Origin of the sequence: Flavobacterium sp. UBA4854 (genome assembly GCF_002399805.1) — a bacterium.
GTDB lineage: Bacteria > Bacteroidota > Bacteroidia > Flavobacteriales > Flavobacteriaceae > Flavobacterium > Flavobacterium ginsengisoli.
Map to the genome: position 1 here is coordinate 26,304 of NZ_DHEI01000159.1, position 21,666 is coordinate 47,969.

General features: G+C 34.5%; 22 protein-coding genes and 4 tRNA genes. 10 read left to right on the forward strand and 16 right to left on the reverse strand.

All coding sequences use genetic code 11. The features are described from left to right. Positions 1-7: 7 nt before the first annotated feature. Entirely contained in the window at positions 8-1,111 is a 1,104-nt protein-coding gene (locus tag B3J44_RS22740; protein ID WP_286971614.1) for a fatty acid desaturase family protein, read from the reverse strand. 172 nt (positions 1,112-1,283) lie between these two features. Further along, the gene (locus tag B3J44_RS22745; RefSeq protein ID WP_198856332.1) at positions 1,284-1,610 is read right to left on the reverse strand and encodes a helix-turn-helix domain-containing protein; all 327 of its coding nucleotides are present in this window, start codon (positions 1,608-1,610) and stop codon (positions 1,284-1,286) included. 97 nt (positions 1,611-1,707) lie between these two features. On the opposite strand from B3J44_RS22745, the gene B3J44_RS22750 reads away from it, so the two are divergent. From B3J44_RS22750 to B3J44_RS22765, 4 genes are all read left to right on the forward strand, one after another. Next, positions 1,708-2,001, forward strand: a complete 294-nt coding sequence (locus B3J44_RS22750) for a hypothetical protein (RefSeq protein WP_286971616.1) — start codon at positions 1,708-1,710, stop codon at positions 1,999-2,001. Between the two features lie 47 nt (positions 2,002-2,048). Then, positions 2,049-2,252 (forward strand): hypothetical protein, encoded by a 204-nt coding sequence (locus B3J44_RS22755; RefSeq protein ID WP_286971618.1) that lies wholly within the window; start codon positions 2,049-2,051, stop codon positions 2,250-2,252. A gap of 180 nt (positions 2,253-2,432) precedes the next feature. Continuing rightward, positions 2,433-3,206 carry a ThuA domain-containing protein gene (locus B3J44_RS22760; protein WP_286971621.1) on the forward strand — a complete coding sequence of 258 codons (774 nt, stop codon included), beginning with the start codon at positions 2,433-2,435 and terminating at the stop codon, positions 3,204-3,206. Positions 3,207-3,268: 62 nt separating this feature from the next. Beyond that, positions 3,269-3,712 carry a GNAT family N-acetyltransferase gene (locus B3J44_RS22765; protein ID WP_286971623.1) on the forward strand — a complete coding sequence of 148 codons (444 nt, stop codon included), beginning with the start codon at positions 3,269-3,271 and terminating at the stop codon, positions 3,710-3,712. A gap of 32 nt (positions 3,713-3,744) precedes the next feature. Here B3J44_RS22765 and B3J44_RS22770 read toward each other — a convergent pair whose 3' ends face one another. After that, entirely contained in the window at positions 3,745-4,263 is a 519-nt protein-coding gene (locus B3J44_RS22770) for an STM3941 family protein (protein WP_286971625.1), read from the reverse strand. Between the two features lie 286 nt (positions 4,264-4,549). Between B3J44_RS22770 and B3J44_RS22775 the strand changes: the two genes are divergently transcribed. Both B3J44_RS22775 and B3J44_RS22780 read left to right on the forward strand, forming a co-directional pair. Next, entirely contained in the window at positions 4,550-4,720 is a 171-nt protein-coding gene (locus B3J44_RS22775; RefSeq protein ID WP_286971627.1) for a hypothetical protein, read from the forward strand. Between the two features lie 6 nt (positions 4,721-4,726). Further along, entirely contained in the window at positions 4,727-5,239 is a 513-nt protein-coding gene (locus tag B3J44_RS22780) for a PRC-barrel domain-containing protein (protein WP_286971629.1), read from the forward strand. A 79-nt stretch (positions 5,240-5,318) separates the two neighbouring features. Here B3J44_RS22780 and B3J44_RS22785 read toward each other — a convergent pair whose 3' ends face one another. Beyond that, positions 5,319-5,840, reverse strand: a complete 522-nt coding sequence (locus tag B3J44_RS22785; RefSeq protein WP_286971631.1) for an AAA family ATPase — start codon at positions 5,838-5,840, stop codon at positions 5,319-5,321. 1,202 nt (positions 5,841-7,042) lie between these two features. On the opposite strand from B3J44_RS22785, the gene B3J44_RS22790 reads away from it, so the two are divergent. Beyond that, positions 7,043-9,727 (forward strand): DUF4365 domain-containing protein, encoded by a 2,685-nt coding sequence (locus B3J44_RS22790; RefSeq protein ID WP_286971633.1) that lies wholly within the window; start codon positions 7,043-7,045, stop codon positions 9,725-9,727. Between the two features lie 209 nt (positions 9,728-9,936). Here B3J44_RS22790 and B3J44_RS22795 read toward each other — a convergent pair whose 3' ends face one another. From B3J44_RS22795 to B3J44_RS22805, 3 genes are all read right to left on the reverse strand, one after another. Next, complete coding sequence (locus tag B3J44_RS22795) at positions 9,937-10,773, reverse strand: hypothetical protein (protein ID WP_286971635.1); 837 nt, start codon at positions 10,771-10,773, stop codon at positions 9,937-9,939. Between the two features lie 420 nt (positions 10,774-11,193). Next, complete coding sequence (locus B3J44_RS22800; protein WP_286971637.1) at positions 11,194-11,883, reverse strand: hypothetical protein; 690 nt, start codon at positions 11,881-11,883, stop codon at positions 11,194-11,196. 331 nt (positions 11,884-12,214) lie between these two features. After that, positions 12,215-12,781: a hypothetical protein gene (locus tag B3J44_RS22805; RefSeq protein WP_286971639.1), complete on the reverse strand. Its 567-nt coding sequence runs from the start codon at positions 12,779-12,781 to the stop codon at positions 12,215-12,217. Positions 12,782-12,988: 207 nt separating this feature from the next. Here B3J44_RS22805 and B3J44_RS22810 point away from each other — a divergent pair, with 207 nt between their 5' ends. Further along, positions 12,989-13,273 (forward strand): hypothetical protein, encoded by a 285-nt coding sequence (locus tag B3J44_RS22810; RefSeq protein ID WP_286971641.1) that lies wholly within the window; start codon positions 12,989-12,991, stop codon positions 13,271-13,273. Between the two features lie 133 nt (positions 13,274-13,406). Here the strand turns inward: B3J44_RS22810 and B3J44_RS22815 are convergent, their stop codons facing one another. From B3J44_RS22815 to B3J44_RS22855, 9 genes are all read right to left on the reverse strand, one after another. Then, complete coding sequence (locus B3J44_RS22815; RefSeq protein ID WP_286971643.1) at positions 13,407-14,231, reverse strand: DUF6602 domain-containing protein; 825 nt, start codon at positions 14,229-14,231, stop codon at positions 13,407-13,409. Between the two features lies 1 nt (position 14,232). Then, a complete protein-coding gene (locus tag B3J44_RS22820) occupies positions 14,233-15,168 on the reverse strand; it encodes an ATP-binding protein (protein WP_286971644.1) in 936 nt (311 codons plus the stop codon). Position 15,169: 1 nt separating this feature from the next. Beyond that, positions 15,170-15,679: a hypothetical protein gene (locus B3J44_RS22825; RefSeq protein WP_286971647.1), complete on the reverse strand. Its 510-nt coding sequence runs from the start codon at positions 15,677-15,679 to the stop codon at positions 15,170-15,172. Positions 15,680-15,684: 5 nt separating this feature from the next. Then, a complete protein-coding gene (locus tag B3J44_RS22830) occupies positions 15,685-16,647 on the reverse strand; it encodes a CBASS oligonucleotide cyclase (protein WP_286971657.1) in 963 nt (320 codons plus the stop codon). 809 nt (positions 16,648-17,456) lie between these two features. Further along, complete coding sequence (locus B3J44_RS22835; protein WP_286971659.1) at positions 17,457-18,770, reverse strand: site-specific integrase; 1,314 nt, start codon at positions 18,768-18,770, stop codon at positions 17,457-17,459. A gap of 262 nt (positions 18,771-19,032) precedes the next feature. Further along, positions 19,033-19,106: transfer RNA gene (locus B3J44_RS22840), tRNA-Arg, on the reverse strand. Between the two features lie 81 nt (positions 19,107-19,187). Then, a tRNA-Arg gene (locus B3J44_RS22845) sits at positions 19,188-19,261 on the reverse strand. Positions 19,262-19,277: 16 nt separating this feature from the next. Then, positions 19,278-19,352, reverse strand: a tRNA-Pro gene (locus B3J44_RS22850). A gap of 14 nt (positions 19,353-19,366) precedes the next feature. Continuing rightward, positions 19,367-19,450 (reverse strand) — tRNA-Ser (locus B3J44_RS22855). A gap of 239 nt (positions 19,451-19,689) precedes the next feature. Here B3J44_RS22855 and B3J44_RS22860 point away from each other — a divergent pair. Then, on the forward strand, positions 19,690-20,868 hold the full coding sequence (locus tag B3J44_RS22860; RefSeq protein WP_091133062.1) for an acetyl-CoA C-acyltransferase: 1,179 nt from the start codon (positions 19,690-19,692) through the stop codon (positions 20,866-20,868). 67 nt (positions 20,869-20,935) lie between these two features. Then, positions 20,936-21,666 (forward strand): C40 family peptidase (locus tag B3J44_RS22865; RefSeq protein ID WP_286971662.1); only part of this gene is annotated, 731 nt, incomplete at its 3' end.

The window sequence follows — 21,666 nt, forward strand, 5'->3', positions numbered from 1 at the left end:
TTGCAACCTATATTTCTCCTGTAATTAAAATGTTCTCTTTTACGCCTTTGTCTCTCAACATTCTAAAATGAGAACGAACAGCATGATGAAACGGATATGAAGTATAAGGAAGATTATATTCGGCTGCATAACGTTTTATAATTGGTGTAATATATGGATAGTATGTATGCCCAACCGCCGGAAAAAGATGGTGCGCTACATGATGAGTAAATCCGCCGTATAAAAAATTAGCCAATTTACTTTCTGTACTAAAATCTTTGGTAACAATCATTTGATGCATCACCCAAGTATCAGAAAGATTTCCGTCTTCATCTGCATGAGGAAAATGAGCATCTTCGTCAACATGAGTAGAAACCAACGCCACAACACCAATTGCGCTACCACATAAATGCATTGAAAGCCAAGCAAAAAGAACCGTATACCAAGGCTGGCTCAAAAGCATCATTGGAATGAAAAGCAAGTAAATTAAATTAATAATTTTAGCCACAAACAATCTGTAAACTTCTTGTCTTGGAATTTTATCTACTACTTTCTTTACATAATTATCCTTTTTACCAAAAAAGTCTTTAAAATCTCTAATATAAAGCCAATTTAGGCTATAAAAAGGATAGATAAACCACATGTAAATGTGTTGGTACTTATGGTAATTAAAGAGCGGACTGTTTGGGAATATTCTAATAATATCGCTCTGTTTAATATCAACATCCCAATCTGGTACATTTGGGTATGCATGATGCAGACTTATATGACGTCTCATCCAAAGCCAATGATTACTCCCGAAGAGTTCTAAAACATATAAAAACCATTCATTATGCTTTGGCTTTTTAAACAAAGCTCCATGTGCAGCATCATGAAAAGCATTTATAAATAAAACGATCATTGTAATGCCAGACAAAATGTAAAAAAGAAACAATAAGGGAGTCTGATTCCCGAACATTAAAATACAGGCGTAAAATAAAAAAAATACTGCTAGAAGCCCTAACGACTTCACGACATTTAATACATACAAGGACGAGTTTTTTAAGACCGTTTCATTCACTTCTAAACGCATCTTTTTAAAAAAATCATCCGCTCCTGGTTTAACATAAACCGGTCGTTTTAATTTTTCCATATTGGTTACTGCTAGAAATTGTTAATCAAATTTAGTAAAAAAAAACTTAACTACTTGATATATACTTAACTAAAAATAAAGTATTTTATAACAAAAAACCACTCCAAATAGAGTGGTTTCATTAGTACTGTAAAGTTTAAACTTGCTAGATATTTTCTTGGGAAACGTGCAATTACTCCTCAAACTTTTTATCTACTAGACGAAGTCTAATATTATGAATACGCCCTTCTATTTCTTCTAGGTCATTCAAAATTGTTTGTTTTTGGTAAACTGCTCCCATTTCATTAACCATATTTTGCTCATCGGGAGCAAAAAGATCATTCAAATCCACATCTGGAAAATTTTTACTTAAGCTAATAATAAATTCAGAACCTATATTAGCCGTTCCATGTAAATACCTCCCAATCATTGCAGGGCTAAATCCTAGAATCGCCCCAACTTCCTTTTGTTTCAATCCTTTGTCCTTAAAGAATTTACTTAATTTTTCGTGATACATCATTTTTAAATTCATTCAAAATATAGCTAAAATATATTTTTTAACATTAAAAAGAATAATAAATATAATATTATTCTTACATTTACATAAGCCAATTACCATGTTATTAATACTTAGCAAATATATGTCAAAATTAATCAATAATAGCAATTTTAAAGAAGATAATTCTCACAATAAAAAAGCTTATGAATTTATAGATAAGCATTTACCTGTAACCTATGTTGATCTTACAATTGCTTGTATCATCAAAAAAGGGCAACCTGCTCCTAGCAAATCATTAGTTAGAAATGTTCGAAATAAAACAATATTTAGAAACGATATTTTACTGGCATTAGTAGAAGTAGCAAATGAAAATAAAGAAGCAATTGAGAAAATAAAACTTTTAACCTCTTGAGTTTATAAAGCATTTAGAAAAACATCTTTTATCAAAGTTTTAATTTTATGACAAATCAGAATACTAATAAAAAAGAAAATATTCCATCAGATTCTATTAAAAATCAATTTGAAACCCCAGCATCAAGTAAGATTGATTTAAAAAGCAAATCATTTCTATACGGAATGAGTTTTGAACAATATAAAGAAGGACTTGAAATTCACTCCAAATGTTTTAAACAAATGGAAAAAGTAAAAAGAATGACGAATTAAATCACATCAAATACACATCGTTTTTTTTTAGAATTTTACAACACAGACAATGATAGACTTGGTTTGTGTTGTATATTTCCGTTTTTAAAGTAAAATATTAAACTTAGAAGAATTTTCATTTTTTTGTAATTTGCCACTAAAAGCTATTACCGTTAGCTTAACTGCAACTTTTACACAACAATGAAAAATATAACACTTTTTGTTCTACTTATTTTAGGCTGTTTCCTTCAACAAGACTGTCTAGCTCAAAAACAAAAGAAGTCGCGTTTTAAAGCTTTAGTTTTGTATGAAAACGGCGGACATCATCTTCCTTTTACAAAAGCGGCCAAACCTTGGTTGAATAAACTCGCCATTGACAGCAGTTTTACAATCGATTATATAGAAAGTACAAAAACCATTAACGAAGCGTTTTTAAAGCAATATCAAGTCTTTATACAATTGGATTATCCTCCATATACTTGGAGCGAAGAATCAATGCAGGCATTTCAGAAATATATGAACAGTGGGAAAGGCGGCTGGGTTGGACTGCATCACGCGACATTGCTTGGAGAGTTTGACGGATACCCAATTTGGAAGTGGTTTTCTGATTTTATGGGCGGAATCAGGTTTGTTAATTATATTCCAGATTTTGCAAGTGGCAAAGTAACTATTGAAGACAAATCTCATCCAGTAACAAAAGGAATTCCAATAGATTTTCTAGTCAAAAAAGAAGAATGGTACATTTACGATAAAAGTCCGAGAACAAATGTTCATGTTCTAGGTTCTGTTGATGAATCTACTTACCAGCCAGATTCAAAAATAAAAATGGGAGATCATCCTGTGGTTTGGACAAACGATCACTTTGCTTCGCGAAATGTTTACATTTTTATGGGACACGCACCAGAATTATTCCAAAACGAAGCATACACTACTCTATTGAGAAACTCAATTTTCTGGGCAGCTGGAAAAAGATAAAGCCAATATTACACATAATTGCTATTTTTGCCGATTATCAAAAAAACAAACATTTATCAATTGTGATTCAAAAAGTCAATAAATCAGAATATCAAGAATTAATTTCAGTGTGGGAATCTTCAGTAAAAGCAACGCACGATTTTTTAAAACCTGAAGATTTTACATTTTACAAAGAACTTATTCCAAACTTTTTTGATAATGTTTCAATGTTTTGCATAAAAAATGACCAACAAGAAATTTTAGGTTTTCTAGGAACTCATGAAGAAAATTTAGAAATGCTATTTGTAAGAGCAGAACAAATTGGAAAAGGTATTGGAAAAAAGTTACTCCTGTATGCCATTGAAGAACTTAAAACCAAAAAAGTAGATGTAAACAAAGACAATTTAACAGCCGTAGCATTTTACAAAAATTTTGGTTTTGAAGTAAAATCTACTTCTGATCTAGACGGCTGCGGAAAACCTTATCCTATTTTGCATTTAGAACTAACAAAAGAGCCACTTCATTAAAGTGGCTCTTTAAATTTTATAACAGACTATTTTTATTTTTTCCAATATTCTAAAAATAACTTATACAATTCATCTGCATTAATTTCAATTTCTGAAGCGGAGTACATTATATTCAATTTCGAATTTTGCTCGTCATAAGCCATTTTCCAAAGAAACTTAGACGCGCGGCCGTCATACTTTGCTATATTATCAATTGTAACAGCAACCAAAGTATCACCCCCTACTTTATTTAGCTGCACATCGGTAACGTCTTGCCACTCTATTCTTCCGAAAGCTTTAGCTACTGGAGTTGTCCTTCCAGAAAAACCATTTGAATCTATTTGAATTAATGGAGATTTGTCTTTTATACTTGTAAGCATTTTAAATATCAAAACAAGCATTATTAAAAGAATAGCACCTAAAGCAACCGATAGTTTTATTTTAAATATTCCATCAAAAGTTCCTATTCCGTATAAAAATGCAATCGCTAATAAAATACTTAATGCACTAGCATATAAAAGTAGGCTTCTTGTTTTCTTGGCATTTCGGTAAAAATTTATTCCTTCATTCATGGGGTGTAGTAAAAATTTTATTTGTTATTAGAATTAAAAATGAATAAGCAATTTACTGCAAAACAATTTAAGAACATAAGAAACTCCCATAAACATTGGTTTAACTAAAGAGACAAAAACAATTTCAATAAATACATTTCAAACAACTAAGCTCACAAAACATTGTAAATCAATTTCTATCTAACTGGAAATTGTATAACTTCTATATGAAATTAAATACTTTCAAACGCAATCTCCATTTGTACCTTTATTATAAAATTAAATATTCATAATAAAAATACAGGTTATGGCAGAAATTAAAATTGAGAAAAAGAAGCCAATTTGGCCATGGATTGTAGCAGTCCTATTAATCTCAGCACTTGTATACTATGTCTTTTTGAAAGATGATCAAGTGCAAAACGAAAACAGAATGGAAATCGAAAACAATTCAAGTGCAGATAGTACAGCAAATTATTAAGAAACTATGGAAAATAAAGATAGAAATTTATACAGATTAGACGAGCTTTCTGATTATAAAGTTGCTTCAAACTATTCTGATGTAAGAGGTTGGAAAATTGTAGACGCAGACAACCGCACAATAGGAAAAATTGATAACCTTTGGGTTAATAAAGATATGCAACGTGTTGTTTATCTAGACGTTAATCTTGATAAAGGATTAATAGAAGACAGTCATAATGAAGTACATGATGCAATTGCGAATGAAAATGGAAAGGAATTTATCTATAAAGATGGAGACAGCCACATTATTATACCAATCGGTTCTGTGAGTATAAATAAAGACACTAAAATTGTCATGGCCAACAATATTGGATATGATACATTTAGAAAAACAAGCAGATATAACTGGCAAAATGATTTTGATAGGGAATACGAAAGAAGAGTATTGAATTCTTATTATCCTACTGAAGAATCGCGCCTTGCTTCTGAAAGTAATGACGATACTTTTTACAAACGAAGAGAATTTGACAATTATTGACAAATGTAATTTGCATAAAAAACAAATATTACAAACGAATAAAGACCAAGCATTCAAGAACGTTTGGTCTTTATTTATTTTATCTCTTTAATGTTTCTATTTTATTTTGAATTTGATTTAATCTTTCAGATAAACTTCCTCCTACTTCAATTACTTCCAAATCAAAATCATCAATTAATTCTCCGATAATATCATTTACTTCAGACCTCAGTTCAGGCAAATCAGAGGCTGAGCACAAAATTCGATCTGGCTTTTCAGTAGGAACAAATACAAAAACATCAATTTCTTTAATTGCATTTTGAATTTTATTAAATATTGACGAAAAATTTAATTTATCATCGACCGCTAAAGCATATGCTAAAAGATCAATTGGACAGCGGTCAAAAATAGCGTTTCTGTTACTTCTTACAATTTGCTTTAAAGAATGTTCTAACTGGATTATATAATCATCTGCAGTAGGCGTTTCAGAAAAATCAAAACCCATTTCCTGCAATTCAAAATAAGGTTCTGAATAAAACTCATAATAAGGAAGAGTTTCATGCAGTTTTTCTGCTAATGTGGTTTTACCAACCTTATGAGTTCCAAGTATTGCTATTCTCATACCATTAATATTTTTTAACCATAAACAACTAAAAATAAACAAAATAGGTACAAAACAAAAAAGGATGATCAAAAATGATCATCCTATAAAGTGATCCCAGAAGGATTCGAACCTTCGATCCTTTGTAAGAAAAGACATGATTTTGTTGCAGATTTAAAATATTATCCAAAAAAAATAAGTAACTAAATTTCAGCACTTATACGAGCTAAACATCAGCAAATACAGGAATTTCAAGCAATATGTTTCAATTTATATTTCTGCTTTTTAAAACATTCACAATCAAAAGATTAATTTTAGTGTGCTCAAAACAGCTCATATTTTCAGGGCAAAATCGTGGCAATTTCAAATACAAATTAAAAAAAGACTTCATATTACAGGGTTCAAAGCTGTAGGTTCGAATCTTTAATACACATTTTGGAAAGATATAGTATTATAATTAATTATGTGAATTTGGGTGCAGAATCGGTGCAACTATTTAAATGGAATACCTCCCGTAAAAGCAACAAAAAGTTAAGGCAGTATAGACATTATACAGGTGAAAAGACATTAAACTGAAAGCAAAGCCGATTTTTATAAGCTTCTTTTATGGCTTAATAATACTAAAAAGTCCTCCTGCTTTAGAGCGAGCGGACTGGATTATATGACTCCCTTATTTTTCAGGCTAATGCTATCCGACGGGTTTTTCTTATCAATGAAAGCTGCAATTTGCCTTTGCTATCCAGTGCTTTAAAATCCATCTTTATCCCTTCTCAAAATGCCTAAAAAAAGGATAATATGAAACGAAAGCAATAGTTTATAGAGAAATTGAAATATAACTTATTATTGTTTAAATTACGGTTTCACGTAAAGACCTATAAATTTTAATTTCGAGATTTGTAAATGTACATTGAAACTAATTTTTCATCATATTGGCCTACCCGATTATCGGATAGCGCCAGCGAAAATAAAATTCAAAATAAAAAAGGATTGCAATTTTTAGAAATGGAAAATGATTCCGTTAAAATAATAGCTGCCTGTCAGTGTGTTCTTAACCAAATGCCATTTAATAAATTGCTCAATTTTCGACATTGCAAATTGCCGCTGAAGGGAACAATAATTTTTCAATTACCGAAGATTAAATTAATTCAAACGATATTTGCATTTGACAGTAAATCATGAAGTCTATATATACTGAACCTGAACCTTAAAATAATGCCAGTCATATGATTGATTATCCGCTTGCTCTCAGCAACAATTACATCGAAAAAACTGCCAATGATACAATACTTGGAACTTTAAGAGACCTGTTTGTTCGTAAAAACCTAGATTTAGGAGAAAATAAAACCGACTCAAGCCAGGACTGGGGCACTGATTTTTATATTGAAGTTATAAATAAAGATGTAAAAAGGGAGCTTCTTTTTTTAATTCAGTGCAAGGGGACCAATGGGAATGTCACTATTAAGAACGATGATACATTTTCTTTTCAAATGTCGATCAGACATGCCAATTATTACTATTATGAGCTTTCTGAACCTCTTATATTTTTCGTATGCGATATCAGGACAAAAATAGTCTATTGGTATCCGGTTCAGACTGACCACAGTCTCGAAGACAGGATCAAGGAACAGGTTAAATCAGGCAAAGAATCTCTCCAGGTTTACATTCCCGCATCAAATACGCTTTGTCTGGAGAATTTTGAGAGATTTCTTGCTGATCTGGAAAATTCCAGAAGAACGCAGATTCATAAAAACAAAATAAAAATAAACACTACTGCAAACTACGATGAAATCTATAAAATTGGAAATGAACTGAATATTATTGACGCTTTTGACAAAATATTGGATTCTTATCAAGGCATTAATGTGTTTCCTACTTTTATCATCAACAAAATACTTTCATTCATTGGCAGAGGCACATCCTTATATGGCGAAAATTTGACAACAAATAATGAAAGCTTATATGATTTATTTCAGAATCTTAGCCTGAAAAAAAATCAAATTTCCCTCCAGAAAAAAGGTGAGCTGTATAAAAATGTAGAGGACATACAAAAAAAACTGCATAGGATTCTTGATTTTTTTGAGTTGAACCTAATAACGCACATTGAATGGAGAGGCACTGGGAACAAAGAAGCCAGACGCCTCTGCGTGCATGATCTGTTTTTATCGGGCAATTGCCAATGCGAAAGATGCACATACAAAAAGCTTAACCTGCTAAAGACGGAGAAATTGCTAAACACCCCACTGCCAAATGCAAATGCTGAAAGCAGGCTGAAAAAGGCATATGCCCACTTTCTGATGAATGACTATGAACAGTCCTACAGCCAATACAGCAGTCTGCTGAAAGAAATTAAGATTACCGACAATCCAGGCATATATATCGTGGCGAAATACAATCTGCTGCAGCTAAAAAATCATTTCAATAATACTTATACCCCAAATAGTGCCGAAATCTTAAAAGAGCTTGAGAACCAAAATTTTATTTTAGATGAGATTTTAATCCCTGGATATCTCCATGATGTTCTTACTTTAATTAAAGAAAATAGGCTGGTTCCAAACAGTGTCTTAGCGGTGGACAATACCCTAACCGATATCCGCAATATGTGGACCAATGACCAGCTTGGCGGAAGTTCAAGCAACAGTTTTGACAGAATATTGGTAATTGATTTTTTGCGGGCCTATAATTTTATAGAATTCAATCTGCTTATATATAATGAATATAAAGAGTTTGAAACATTGGTAAACAAAACAATGGAAGGTATATTTGCCTTGTATTCAATCAAGAACTCGAGTTCTTCAAAATATGAGCATTTTGAATATACGATAATCGATATGTGGCTTTTTCACGCAGAACCCAAGTATGTCCATAGATTAATAAAGAAATATCGCTTAAAATCCGTAAAACTGGAATCAGCTGAAACCGTATGCGATCAGCTATCCCTGTATATCGACAATTTATTGCTGTCAGCTGAACTGATCCGACAGCGCTTTGATGAAAAAAATCATTCCCATAACAGAAAGATCGCCAGGATAGTTGAGAATTACCTGCTGATCATTTCAATGATCGAAATCGATGAAGAATCCAGAAATATACTTTTAAATAAATATTTGACCCTTGCCGAGAAACTGAATCACTGGTATTTCACCGCGCTTGAATATCTTATTTTTTTTCTGGACAATATCCAAATGATCAGCGCTGAAAATCTAAAAAAAATAATCCAGATTATGATAACGCACGAAAGATATAACAGCGATACTTTCGGCCTAGCCGTTGCCAGATACTGCGAAAAATTTCCAAATGGCGAAACATTGGAGAATGAGCTGAAAATCCTCTTTTCAACAGATAAATTTAATGCGGATGATTTTTGCAAAAACAATAAATTTTCAGCGTTGGTATCTATAATACCTAAATTGACCAGACGCACCCAAAACAGGATAAAAAAGGGAATCCTAAACAAACTGCATAAAAATTTCAGCACAAGCATTTACTATTCCTACACGGTCTATGACATAATAGATTTTGACGGCGCCCTATTACAAAAATACATTGACAGGACTCCAGATTATACCCAAGAGCCCTACAGCAGGAATTTCCTTGGAACAAGAAAAGAATTAAGAAATTATCATTTGGACAGACTCATCAGTCTGATCTTTAAATTCGATCTGGAATTTACAGCGGAAATCCGCAGCCTTTCATGCAGAGCAGCAGACAGGGACTACTATGACTGGCTGATGAATATGGAAACCTACAATTATGACAATTTTAATATCTACTGGGTATTATATAATAAAACCACCTATTATTTAAAAGCATTTAGAAAATGTAAAAAACTTCAGGCACAACTAGCAGCAGGACTAAAAGAAAATTATATTGAGGGAGTGGCAAAAGTATATTTAGCCATTACTTCATAAGTTAGAAAGCAATAGCTGCAAGTTTTGAATAGTTTTTGAAAATTGACAATCTGATCGATTAACTCTAAAATACTGTCGTGTGTCTGATAATTAATTTTTGGAGCTCGCTTCCATTTGGAGTGTGCTCCATTAATAGAAGAAATTAAATAAGAAACGGACAAAACCAACCGCCCTAACTAATAAGGGCGGTTTTTCTTTTACCTTATACTTTATATTACATACTCATGAAACTGTGCAAGAGCACTGTTATGGTAATTCTTTAACCACATAATCTTCTCCTTGACCTTTTTCAGTGCAGGTGCGTCAGAATCATCGGCAACATTAATCCTAGCATCTATATCCGACAGCTTAGCTTTAATAGTTTCCCTGTGGAGTTTGAAAAAGGAATCTTTTACCCTCCTCTGGAGCTCAGTTTCATCCGGCTCCTTTAGATTGTGTTTAAGATAGTCAAGATAAAGCACCCCGTTGTCATTTCCCAGAAATGTATCTTCCTTGTAAATCAGAGAACAGATTTTATCAAAACGTTCAAGCAGCTCTTTATTTGCCGCAATTTCTTTACTTAGACATATCCTTGGATAATTAGCCACTGTAGATTCCACTATGTAGGCTTCGATAAGTCCCTCACCTACAGCGAAGTTACCATCCACAAGACAGAATTTGCTTGAAATTCCGCCACGCACTATGATGCCTTTCTCCTTCATGCAATTAAATAGAAAAGTCTGGAGTCTTTTAATTATTATAAAAAGAGTATTCGCTGAATGCGTTAATCTGTTATGCTCCGGAATTTCTTCAATTTCTCTAGGCAGATAATTAATGATAAGGGAATCCGAAATAAATACCACTTGTATTTCATAAAAGGCATACAGATCATAAATTCCCTTCTTATAGCCTTCCACAACCTCCGGTCGGTCCTGCATTTTAAAAATTTCGACATTGGACTTCATAAAAGCGATAAAATCTTCAGCGTCCTGCCTGTTTTTAATTCCTCCATTAATATCCCGATAGCCAAGCATATCAATAAATAGAACCCATTGCTCTAATTTCATAGCATAAAATTTAATTAGTAAACATACTTGCGCATTTATAGCACTTTTTCTTAATAATAATTTGTCCAGCTTAATATGGCAGAATCCTCTCCGATCTGCTATTAGGCGTAAACTCTTCACTCTTTCCCGCTAGCAGTATTGTCAAACAAAAAAATAATCCAATTACCTAATCTCTCATACTTAAATTAACTGCTCTTGATTGTCGGTCTCAATTACTCAGCAATTTCAATAGGATTAAAAATACACCGCCTAGAAAGGTTAAAATGGTAAGTGTAAAAAAAGCATAGCTGCTTTTTAGGCCATCTGGTATTTTTTCCCTCTCCCTATTACTTTTCTGCTGTTATGAAAGCTTTGATCTATTTTCTCTCTTGAAAGGTCAAAATCATATTTCTAACAAACAAATCTAACAATTCCTAGCAGCTATTCTAAGAATGTAAGCTCTGGGCCAAATTCTCTGAATTCTGCAATCCGTCCATCATAATTGTTTCTGATGCTTCCGCCTTTTGATATTTCTTCCTTTTGGATCACTGGACCTATACTGAGGTATATAGAAAATCCTGTATCAGGTTTTTCCATAAAATCTTTTTTATTTCTATTATTTAGCACAAAATTATTATGATAAAGACCTGAATCTTTCTTTCTTACTGCTTTACTGTAATCGGTCATTGATTGTCCTCCACTTTGAGTATTAAAAATGAACGTTTCCAAATAGTGGATTGTATGATCCAATTCCCCTATAAATTGATTAATGTAAAACCCTATATAAATCGGCTTTTCAAGTCTATCGTAATATCTGATCTTAAATGCTTTCTCCAATATGGCCAAGAAAAGGGGATCAAACTCTTCGGTTACATCATGGTTAACTTTGGCCAGCAGACTTTTGATTTTCTCAAATCTGTCAAAATGATAATTGTACCATTCTCTTTCCTGCAGGTTAAATACGATCACAGCCTTCAGATATTTTTCAACAGCCGTACTTGCAAGTGTTAGCCCTTGGACGATAAAATGGTTATTTAGCAAAAAGCGTGCTGCAATGTAATCCCGGTATCCAAGGTCAGCAAGTGAAAATCCAGTGGATAGCTTTTCCATATAATTAATAGATTTACCCATAACGTTACGTTTTATAATTTACAAAATCTTTTATATTTTTTAATAAACCAAAGTTCTTACACAAGTGCGCAATAATTCTGCGCAATAAAAAAAAATTATCGAGACTCTAAATTATTAAATCAAACACAAGCCTAAAGAAAACAAAACATTTGACAGAAAAATATAATTTTCAAACAATTAAAAAACACTTATCCCTTAAGATATAAAAGTGAGATGAATTATAATAATGTCCCAATTCACAGCGCAAGCCAGCCAAAATTAAAAAAACTAAAGGTTATCCTCCAGAATTATCAGCTTTAGGTCTATTGCGGCTACCGCTCTGCCCCATCTCCTAAATCTTATACACAAACTTCGCATTCACGTACCCGAAATTCTTCGACTCGATCACCACCACCTGAAGCCACTCCTCATCTATGGCTATCACCTTTAGTACTGCATATTTCCTCAGCACTTCAATTACCCCGTATTCGTTTCCCGGCTCTTCAAGTAGCTTTACATTATCGGAACTGACGGCCAGCATATCTTCGGAGTGGTAAACCGCCTTCACTTTTACAGCGACCGGTTCTTTTTTCGGAGCTATATGGAGACTGTTTTTTGAAGAGGCTTTCAAGGAAGCTTTGGAAGTCCCCTTTGAAACGCCTGAACTTCTATTATAGCTGCGCGGCGCAGTGTATCTCACGGGCGCCGAATAAGAAGCGCATACCCCGCAGCTTCCCCCGCTGGAACAGTGCGCACATCTGCTGCAGTTGGAGCATGCGTTGCAGTAGGCGTTTCCGGTGCATCTGCCCATCTCTTCCTTTTTTTCCTCGCAGCAGCTTGCCACCAGTCTGCTGTTCTGCGCATCTGCTGTTAATACGCTAAAAAAGAATAAAATGTAAAATAGAATAGTTTTTATCATGATTAAATAGTCTGGTTTGGGGCAAACTTAAAAAACGTCCTATAAAAGATCTTACGGTTTTCCATAATGATGGCACTTTTTTTGGTACAGCAAATTATATACAGAATTCTTACAGACGAAACTCAGGCCGCAAGTTTTATGCAGATCATGTACTGTGTTAAAACCACAGTGCATTTATTTCCGTAAATAATTAAAAAACTTAATCCAATGGAAACATCAGCGATCATCCAGAAAGTGCTTCAGGTACTAGCCTGCAGTTATGCCAGGAGCTGTTCTTTGGAAGAGCTCGCACAGCAGGTATCTCCCGCCTTTAAAAGCTTCCAATATGCACAGGGCCTGCTCAATGCCAAAAAACAGAAACAGGTTATGCTGCTGGAAACCCTGATGCTTTTAGACCAGCAGGGGCTTATCTTTTTAGATCCTGAGACCGACCAGAGCGTCATCACTATAAAAGGCATGCTGCAGGTGAATGATAAGGTTTTGTGCAATTAGGTTGTCAAACGGCTAAGTCCTCTCCTATTTTTTTCATCTTTAATCTTAATCAAAAAAGCCGGATTAGCTTAAATAGAATTATACTTTCCCTAATGACTAGCCAGGCAAATAGTTGTGGGCACAACCAATGAACTTAAATTTGCTCGTCAATCTGCTCGCCAATCTCGTCAAGATAGGATTGGAGATTAATTGCAGGAATAGTTCCGATAGCTTGTTGTAAATACCTAGTGAGCTGCATAAAAAATGTAACAAGTGAATTTTCTGTTTTGCTAAACTTAATCTCTTTGTAGATTCGGTTTTTATAAAAATCGAGATAAGCATCCTGTCCTGCTACATTGATTTCCTCATTAGGCTCATAGTTTACAAAAAAACTTCCATAATCTGCGACACATCCCATATCGATACTTTTTAGTCCACTATTATCTTTTAAATGAGAAATTATCGTATTATTATTTTTGTGAGTAAAAGAATTGGTATTGCATAAAATACCTCCTACAATTTTGGTAAGTGGACGTGGAGGAAATTTTATACCTCCATTTATAAAACTTGCTGCTTCTCTTTTTAATAAACGAACGCTTTCAATCTTTTCTGCAGCATATTGAATATTCGGTTTCCCATCTGAAGTGCCACCTATATCTGGCTTTACTTCAAACACTGCGTAAACTCCTTCTGCTGGAATGTAATGAAAGCCATTTTGAGAAAAAATAAATGGAGTAAACCAATTGTCGTAAATTACAATATCTATTTGGTGACTCGTATTACCGTCATTATCAATTACAATAGCCTTATCAACACTATACCTGTTCGGTAAATAGTTACGCAACCAATCAATCCAAGCGTTTTCGAGTGAATCCCCTTTTGACCCCGGATGTTCAATAAATTCACGATTAGTATTAAGCTGTGCCACCATTTGATTTTGCAGGCCGGCAAATAACATTTTTAAATCAATTTTAGTCATTTTACTCTTCTTTGAATGGTGTTGTAGGAGCAATTCCCTTTATAACCTGTAATACACTTTCCATTGTAACGGCTTTCTCAGGATAAGCATCCAATACAATTGATGGTAACAGCCTTTGTGTTAGGTCGGAAAAAGTAAAGCCATAATTGCGTTCTCCAGTCTTACCTGTCAACTCCACAATATAATCTACATCTTTCTCATTTAGCCCTAATTCAAGTAATGGCTTTAGAAGAACACTTTTCCTTTGCTCATCTGAAGGCCGTTCGAATATTAGGATTAAAGCCGCACGTCGCTTTATTGCAGGGTCAAGGGCTTCAGGCCTATTAGTGCACATGATAACAGCAGCTGGTAGTTTTCCGTTACCTAAACCATCAATTCCCCTTATAAATGCATTTACACCTGCCTTATCTTCATGATGCATCTGATTATTTTCCCGTGATTGTGCTAAGGCATCAGCTTCATCAACCAATAAAATTACAGCACCGTTAGAAGAACTTCCACTTCCTTTAAGTTTTTTAGCTCTTTCAATTGTATATTCAAATGCGGCAGATACAAGTTGAGTCATTTGTCCAACCATGCCTTGACCACGGGTAGATAGACTCAATGGAAAAAGTTCAATATCAATTTTTTCTAGTCGGGCTACCGCATCACCAATAGTATAAGCAAGTTCCGATTTTCCGCATCCCACGTCCCCAGCCAAAATAACTAATGGCGGACGGCGTAGTACCATATCCAAAATAATATTGCTCTCAGGATGGAATTTTTCTTTCCATTTTTTAATACCGGAAACGTTTGTTAAAATCCCAAGCGTTTTCGACAGCATTTCCTTTTTGTCATCAAGTCCAACTAGTAATTCAAATCGTGATTTCATTTCCGGATCTGGAAACGATATAGTTTGTTCAAACAACTCCGAAAAAGATGGCTTTAAATTATTCATATTAATAACTTTTTAAAGATGAACGATCAAGCCCTTTTCCGCCTGAAGAATAAGATTTATCAGAATCCATATAACCACTAATTCCAGGATACGGTGCGCCCGTCCTGTTGATTGGAAGAGTCTTTTCAAATGAATTACGTTCGGAATCAGTCATGTTATCATACTTTGAATTATGTACCAGATATGAAGAAAAAGAGGCACCGCTGACATTTGCATTTGGTCGCACTTTCCCTGGATCATCATCCGCATAGCTCATTCCATTTAGGTCTTTGGCAGTGTATTTAAGCGTTGGTTCTATCCATTTACCATCCCTTTTATATCCATAAGTAATGTTATCTAAGTAACCATTTCGCAGAAATTCGATTAATTCAGTTTCGAGGTCAGCAATTTTTAAATCAGATGGTGCTCCGTAAAATCGCTGCATGCGTTTTAAATCAGCAGCCACCTTTGATGCTAAATGCTTGGCATGTGTTATTGTAAATGCCTGTGTAGAAGTATAACTTGAGCTCATGATAATTAAATTTGAAATGTTGAACCAAAAACTTTCTGCCAATAATAAACCGTTTTCTCCTTTGTGGTAGCTGCTAAAGCTGCATCTATGGCATCACCTGCATCCAAAGCAGCATCCACAATCATATCGGCTTGCTTACGTGTGTAAAGTTTAGATGCATTATTTTTAGGATTTACTGGATCAATAATTTTGATCGGCTCACTGTGTGTGGGTATATCTCCTTTCTTATAATAATCAGTGAAATAAATAATGTCCGTCAAATTACTGGTTGCCAAGTATGAAAAGAAATGTTGCAGCCCTTCAGGGTAGTCATTAAATTTCTTTCCTTCATCAAGCAGTTTAGCCATTATAAGTTCTACCATAAATGACTTCAACCTGAAACCATCCCGTTCTGTTTTCATATTTTTGACCCAGTATTTAGCTAATCTGATCACCTGAGAAAAATCAGCATCTTTAGCTTTACGTGTCCGAATAAATTCAAGGTGTCTGGGGATACAAGTTTCTAAAAAAGAACCATCTTCCTGGCTAACTAGATTTCCATACCAATCAGGATCTCCATCATATAAAATAGGCACAATATCAACATCCAATCCAGATCCTTTAAAAGAAACTGTTACACAATAAGTTTGAGGTTTAACTTGATCTGGAGTAAAGTTTGGAAAAGCTGATCGTAATTTCTCTGCAAGGTATTCCAATAACTCTTCTATATCTTGAGGAACATCGGCGCCACTAATATAACACGCTACATCAATGTCATTTAGTGTTCGCAAAGCTGTTCCTTTAGCCAAACTTCCAGAGATCAACATTTTTTTTAAAGTAAAATCAGGATGTTCAGATACGTAAGTTGAAAGCTTGTCTCGCAACCTTTTGGCTTGTGCGCGATACTCGTCAGCCCACTCTTTGGGTAAATTCACTCGGTCTTTCGCAAATTTCTCGATATCATCATGGCTTACATGTTCTCTTGACATAATAAGTGTTTTTACGCAATAAACATTACGCGGTTGAACAAAATAGTATAATGGTGATAAATATCTATCAGCCAATCACTAGATAAAAAATCTGATATTAATAATGACCAATACTATAGCAATAGGCATTATTCGATAAACTTGAGGGGATTTTAAGATATAAGATTACCTTATGTTTTTATAAAAATTTATGTGTCCGATTCAAAACTTTCAAGGCTAGGGCGTAAATTTCATTCACTTCGACTTTTACTTTCTAGCTGTAAAAAATTTAAAACCATATTTCATGATCGAACATTTAATTCTCTGAAGGTTCTAAACCCATCTTAAAGTGTAAATTTATATTAATATTTTATTTATAATTATTTCTTTTTTAAGTTATTATAAACAATTTAATTAACAATTTGGAACCATTATTCACGTAAAGCGATAATACGGCGCCGTAAATCTGTATTTTCTTGGGATTATTTCCCATGCAGACAATCTTAGGCTCAAGCCAATTATTGATGTCGAGCGTAAAAACATTTCCCGACAAAACATAATACATCTGGGGCAACGAAATTCTTGCCATCGTATTTTAGCAGAGGGAATCTGCCCTTCCAACTGCTCCATGGCACCGTTGAGATAGGCAGTAACCCATTGCAATGCATACAAACCACTTGCGAGTCAAAATGCAAAATAATTAACTTGAGAATACGCCAATTTATTTAAATCTTTTTATGAATGATCTAAATAAAATTATGCCGTAGTGGAAAATAAAAAGTCCCTTTAACAAAAAAGGAACTTTTCTTGTTTCCATTTTTCAATAAAAGTTATTGTCTCATCAAACCAAGCTTTTTCTTCATTTTAATCAACTCTTTCTCCATTCTCTCAATTGTTTTTAAAGTTACTTCACCCGAAACATCTTCCTTGTCTGCCAGTCTCTGCTTTAACCCCTGCATTTCACGTCCAATAGAAATCTGCTCCGTCAACGCATATTCTTCTGTCTGGCTAACCGATTGGTGTCCCAGCATTTCTTTAACAACATGGATTGGCACATTATTATTTAAAGTTATAGTGCTTCCAAATGTTCTTCTAGCTTTGTGGGTATTTAAATTGCTTTTAATGCCACATAAGTCAGCTATTTCTTTAAGATATTCATTCATTTTCTGGTTTGAACTCACAGGAAGAACGGAATTTCTTTCAACACAAAGCGGATGATTTTTGTATCTATTTACAATTTCCGCTGCCTTTGGAAGCAGAGGAATATTAATGGGACTTCCTGTTTTCTGCCTTTCAGTCAAAATCCATTGTTCTCCGTCAATACCTTCTTTTATATCTGATTGTTTCAGATTGAATACATCAATATAGGCAAGACCAGTATAACACTGAAAGACAAAAACATCTCTTACTACTCCAAGGCGGTCGGTAGAAAATTTATGCTTTTCTAAAAGCGATAATTCAAGACCTGTCAGCGGCTTTTTCGGCACTCTTGTCTTTTTGCCTTTAAAACGCTTAAAAGGATCTATAGTTAAAATTTCTTTATCCATCGCCGTTAGAACAATTTTCTTAAAATTGGTAATGTATTTAAGCGCTGTATTATTAGCGTTGTTTTTCACTGTCTTGAGATAAAACTCATAGTCTTTTACAAATTCAAAGTTAAGCTCATTAAACTCCATATCCTCCACTCCGTACTTATACATCATAAAATCTTTGATATGTTTTTTTGATATTTCAAATCGGGTATGGGTGCCGATAGCATATTCTCCTTTTTTCACTAGAGCAAGCATCTGATCATTGTGAAGCTGAAATTCCTGAAGAACCGTAGTTTTCAGTCTGGTTTTACCTAAAATAAAGTTGATCAGCTTTACGCTGTTCAGAGATTCCTGCTTTTCCTCTAGATAATCCGCATGCTTTCTGACTTTAATTTCCAGTGAGTACAAAAAGAAATTTAACGCTTTAGCATCTTCTTTGTTTCCTATTGCACGTCCTGTTTTCTGTTCCCAGCGGTTTATATTCCATTTTCGTTTCGTAGAGGTTTCTTTAGGCACACCATTAACAGTAATCCTGATATAAATATATCTTTCACTAGTGCTTTTTGCGGAGCTCTTCAAAAAGAAGATGATTCCAAAACTGTTTTCTAACATAATTCAACAATTTAAAAGTTAATAAATATCGAATTACAACATCTCTAAATCAAGTCGTTAACCAGCTTTACATATTGAATAACAACAAGTTAAACAGTTTTTCGTGGCAGCTTTTTTTTAAAAGATAAAATGCCACAAATAATCCATAAAAATTAGGGCACTTTTGAGTGTTTTTGAAAATATGAAAGGGAATAAAAAAACCCGAATCGTAGTAATGATGCGGGTTTTCAACGTTTAAACTAATTTAAAAAATCAGTTTCAGTGATCCCAGAAGGATTCGAACCTTCGACCTACGCATTAGAAGTGCGTTGCTCTATCCAGCTGAGCTATGGAACCATTATTTCAAAATTTCTAAGAATAGAAATCAAAACTATTTACATAAAAACAAAAAAACCATTCGAGACGAATGGTTTTTTGTGATCGCAGAAGGATTCGAACCTTCGACCGCCTGCTTAGAAGGCAGGTGCTCTATCCAGCTGAGCTATGCGACCATTATTTCAATTGTAGTCGGGGTGGCAGGATTCGAACCTGCGGCCTCCTGCTCCCAAAGCAGGCGCGATAACCGGGCTACGCTACACCCCGAGGCAAAAATTAAGCGGAGAGACAGGGACTCGAACCCTGGCGACGGTTACCCGTCGACAGATTAGCAATCTGCTCCATTACCGCTCTGGCACCTCTCCTTGCTCAAGGAATTGCTTCCGTTTTGCGAGTGCAAATGTATAACAACATTCCATTTCTCACAAGCTTTTTTTTGAGTTTTTTTAGTTTTTTTTAATCTTTTTTTCAAAACACTTCACAATCAAACGAATAGAATTAACAAAAATTTCACCCTAAATTTAAATTCAGCTCGATTCAATACAAAATTTGAATTTATTCAAATAAACATTAAATTTGCTTACTAACTATTATTAAACAGAAAATGAACAAAAGAGTTGTTATCGTTTCTGCCGTTAGAACACCTATCGGAAGTTTCATGGGCGGGTTATCTACTGTACCTGCACCAAAATTAGGCGCTGCTGCTATAAAAGGAGCCCTTTCAAAAATTAACCTTGACCCAAAATTAGTCGATGAAGTTTTCATGGGGAATGTAATTCAGGCGGGTGTCGGACAAGCTCCAGCACGTCAGGCTGCATTATTTGCCGGATTATCAGAAGAAGTTGCTGCTACAACAGTAAACAAAGTATGTGCATCTGGAATGAAAGCCGTAATGTTTGCTGCTCAAGCAATCGCATGCGGTGACGCTGAAATTGTTGTAGCGGGCGGAATGGAAAGCATGAGCTTAATTCCTCACTATGTACAAATGCGTGCTGGAAATAAATTTGGTCCTGCAACTATGCTTGATGGAATGCAGAAAGATGGTTTGACAGATGCTTACGACAATAACGCAATGGGAGTTTGCGCCGATTTATGTGCATCTGAATACAAAATCAGCCGTGAAGAACAAGATGCATTTGCAATTCAATCTTATGAAAGAAGCGCAAAAGCTTGGGACGCTGGAAAATTTGACAATGAAGTTGTTCCTGTTGAAGTTCCTCAAAGACGCGGCGAACCAATTATATTCTCTAAAGACGAAGAATATACTAATGTTAAATTAGATAAAATTCCATCTTTAGCACCAGTTTTCACTAAAGACGGAACTGTAACCGCTGCAAATGCTTCTACAATTAATGACGGAGCCGCTGCTTTGGTTTTAATGTCTGAAGAAAAAGCAAATGCATTAGGTTTAAAACCTTTAGCTTACATAAAAGGCTACGCAGATGCTGCACAAGAACCAAAATGGTTTACAACAAGTCCGGCAAAAGCATTACCAAAAGCTTTAGATAAAGCAGGAATTTCAATTTCAGATGTTGATTTCTTCGAATTTAACGAAGCTTTCTCTGTAGTTGGATTAGCCAATGCAAAAATATTAAATCTTGATAACGATAAAGTAAACGTAAACGGTGGTGCAGTTTCTTTAGGACATCCTCTTGGAGCTTCTGGAGCACGTATAATTGTAACTTTACTTAATGTTTTAGAACAAAACAATGCAAAAACTGGAGCTGCCGCAATTTGCAACGGTGGTGGTGGCGCATCAGCAATTGTTATCGAAAGAGCTTAAAACAATATCTCAAAAAATCAGGAGTTATAAATGCAGCTCCTGATTTTCAACTTATAAATTTCCTTAAATGTTTGGAATTTGCAATTTAGCCATAGTACCCGTTCGCGCTGAAGCTAGCGACAGAAGTGAAATTGTCACACAACTTTTGTTTGGCGAGCATATCGAAATTTTAGAACGTAAAAATCAATGGGCGCGAATCAGGATTCAGTTTGATGACTATGAAGGCTGGGTAGATTCTAAGCAATATCAGGAAATTACAAAAGAGCAATTTGATCTTTTGAGTAAAGAGTCAATTATTTTAAATGCCGATTTAATTGATTATATCACTGCTCCAAATAATCTATTGCTTCCAATTCCGCTTGGAGCTTCATTATCTTTTTTAAACAATAGCGAAATCAATACTTCCAACTTTGATTTTGAAGGAACCAAAACCAGTGGCATTAAACCTAAAAGCGCTTTAATTAAAACCGCTTTTATGTACTTGAATGCTCCGTATTTATGGGGCGGAAAAACACCTTTTGGCATTGACTGTTCTGGTTTTACTCAAATGGTTTACAAATTAAACGGCTATAAAATTCATCGTGACGCTTCTCAGCAAGCACTTGAAGGCGATCCGTTAAGTTTTATTGAAGAATGTGAACCAGGCGATCTAGCTTTTTTTGATAATGACGAAGGAAATATTACTCATGTTGGTATCATCATGGAAAACAACTACATCATTCACGCAAGTGGAAAAGTTCGTATTGACCGTTTGGACCATACTGGAATCTACAATCCCGAATTAAACAAACACACTCA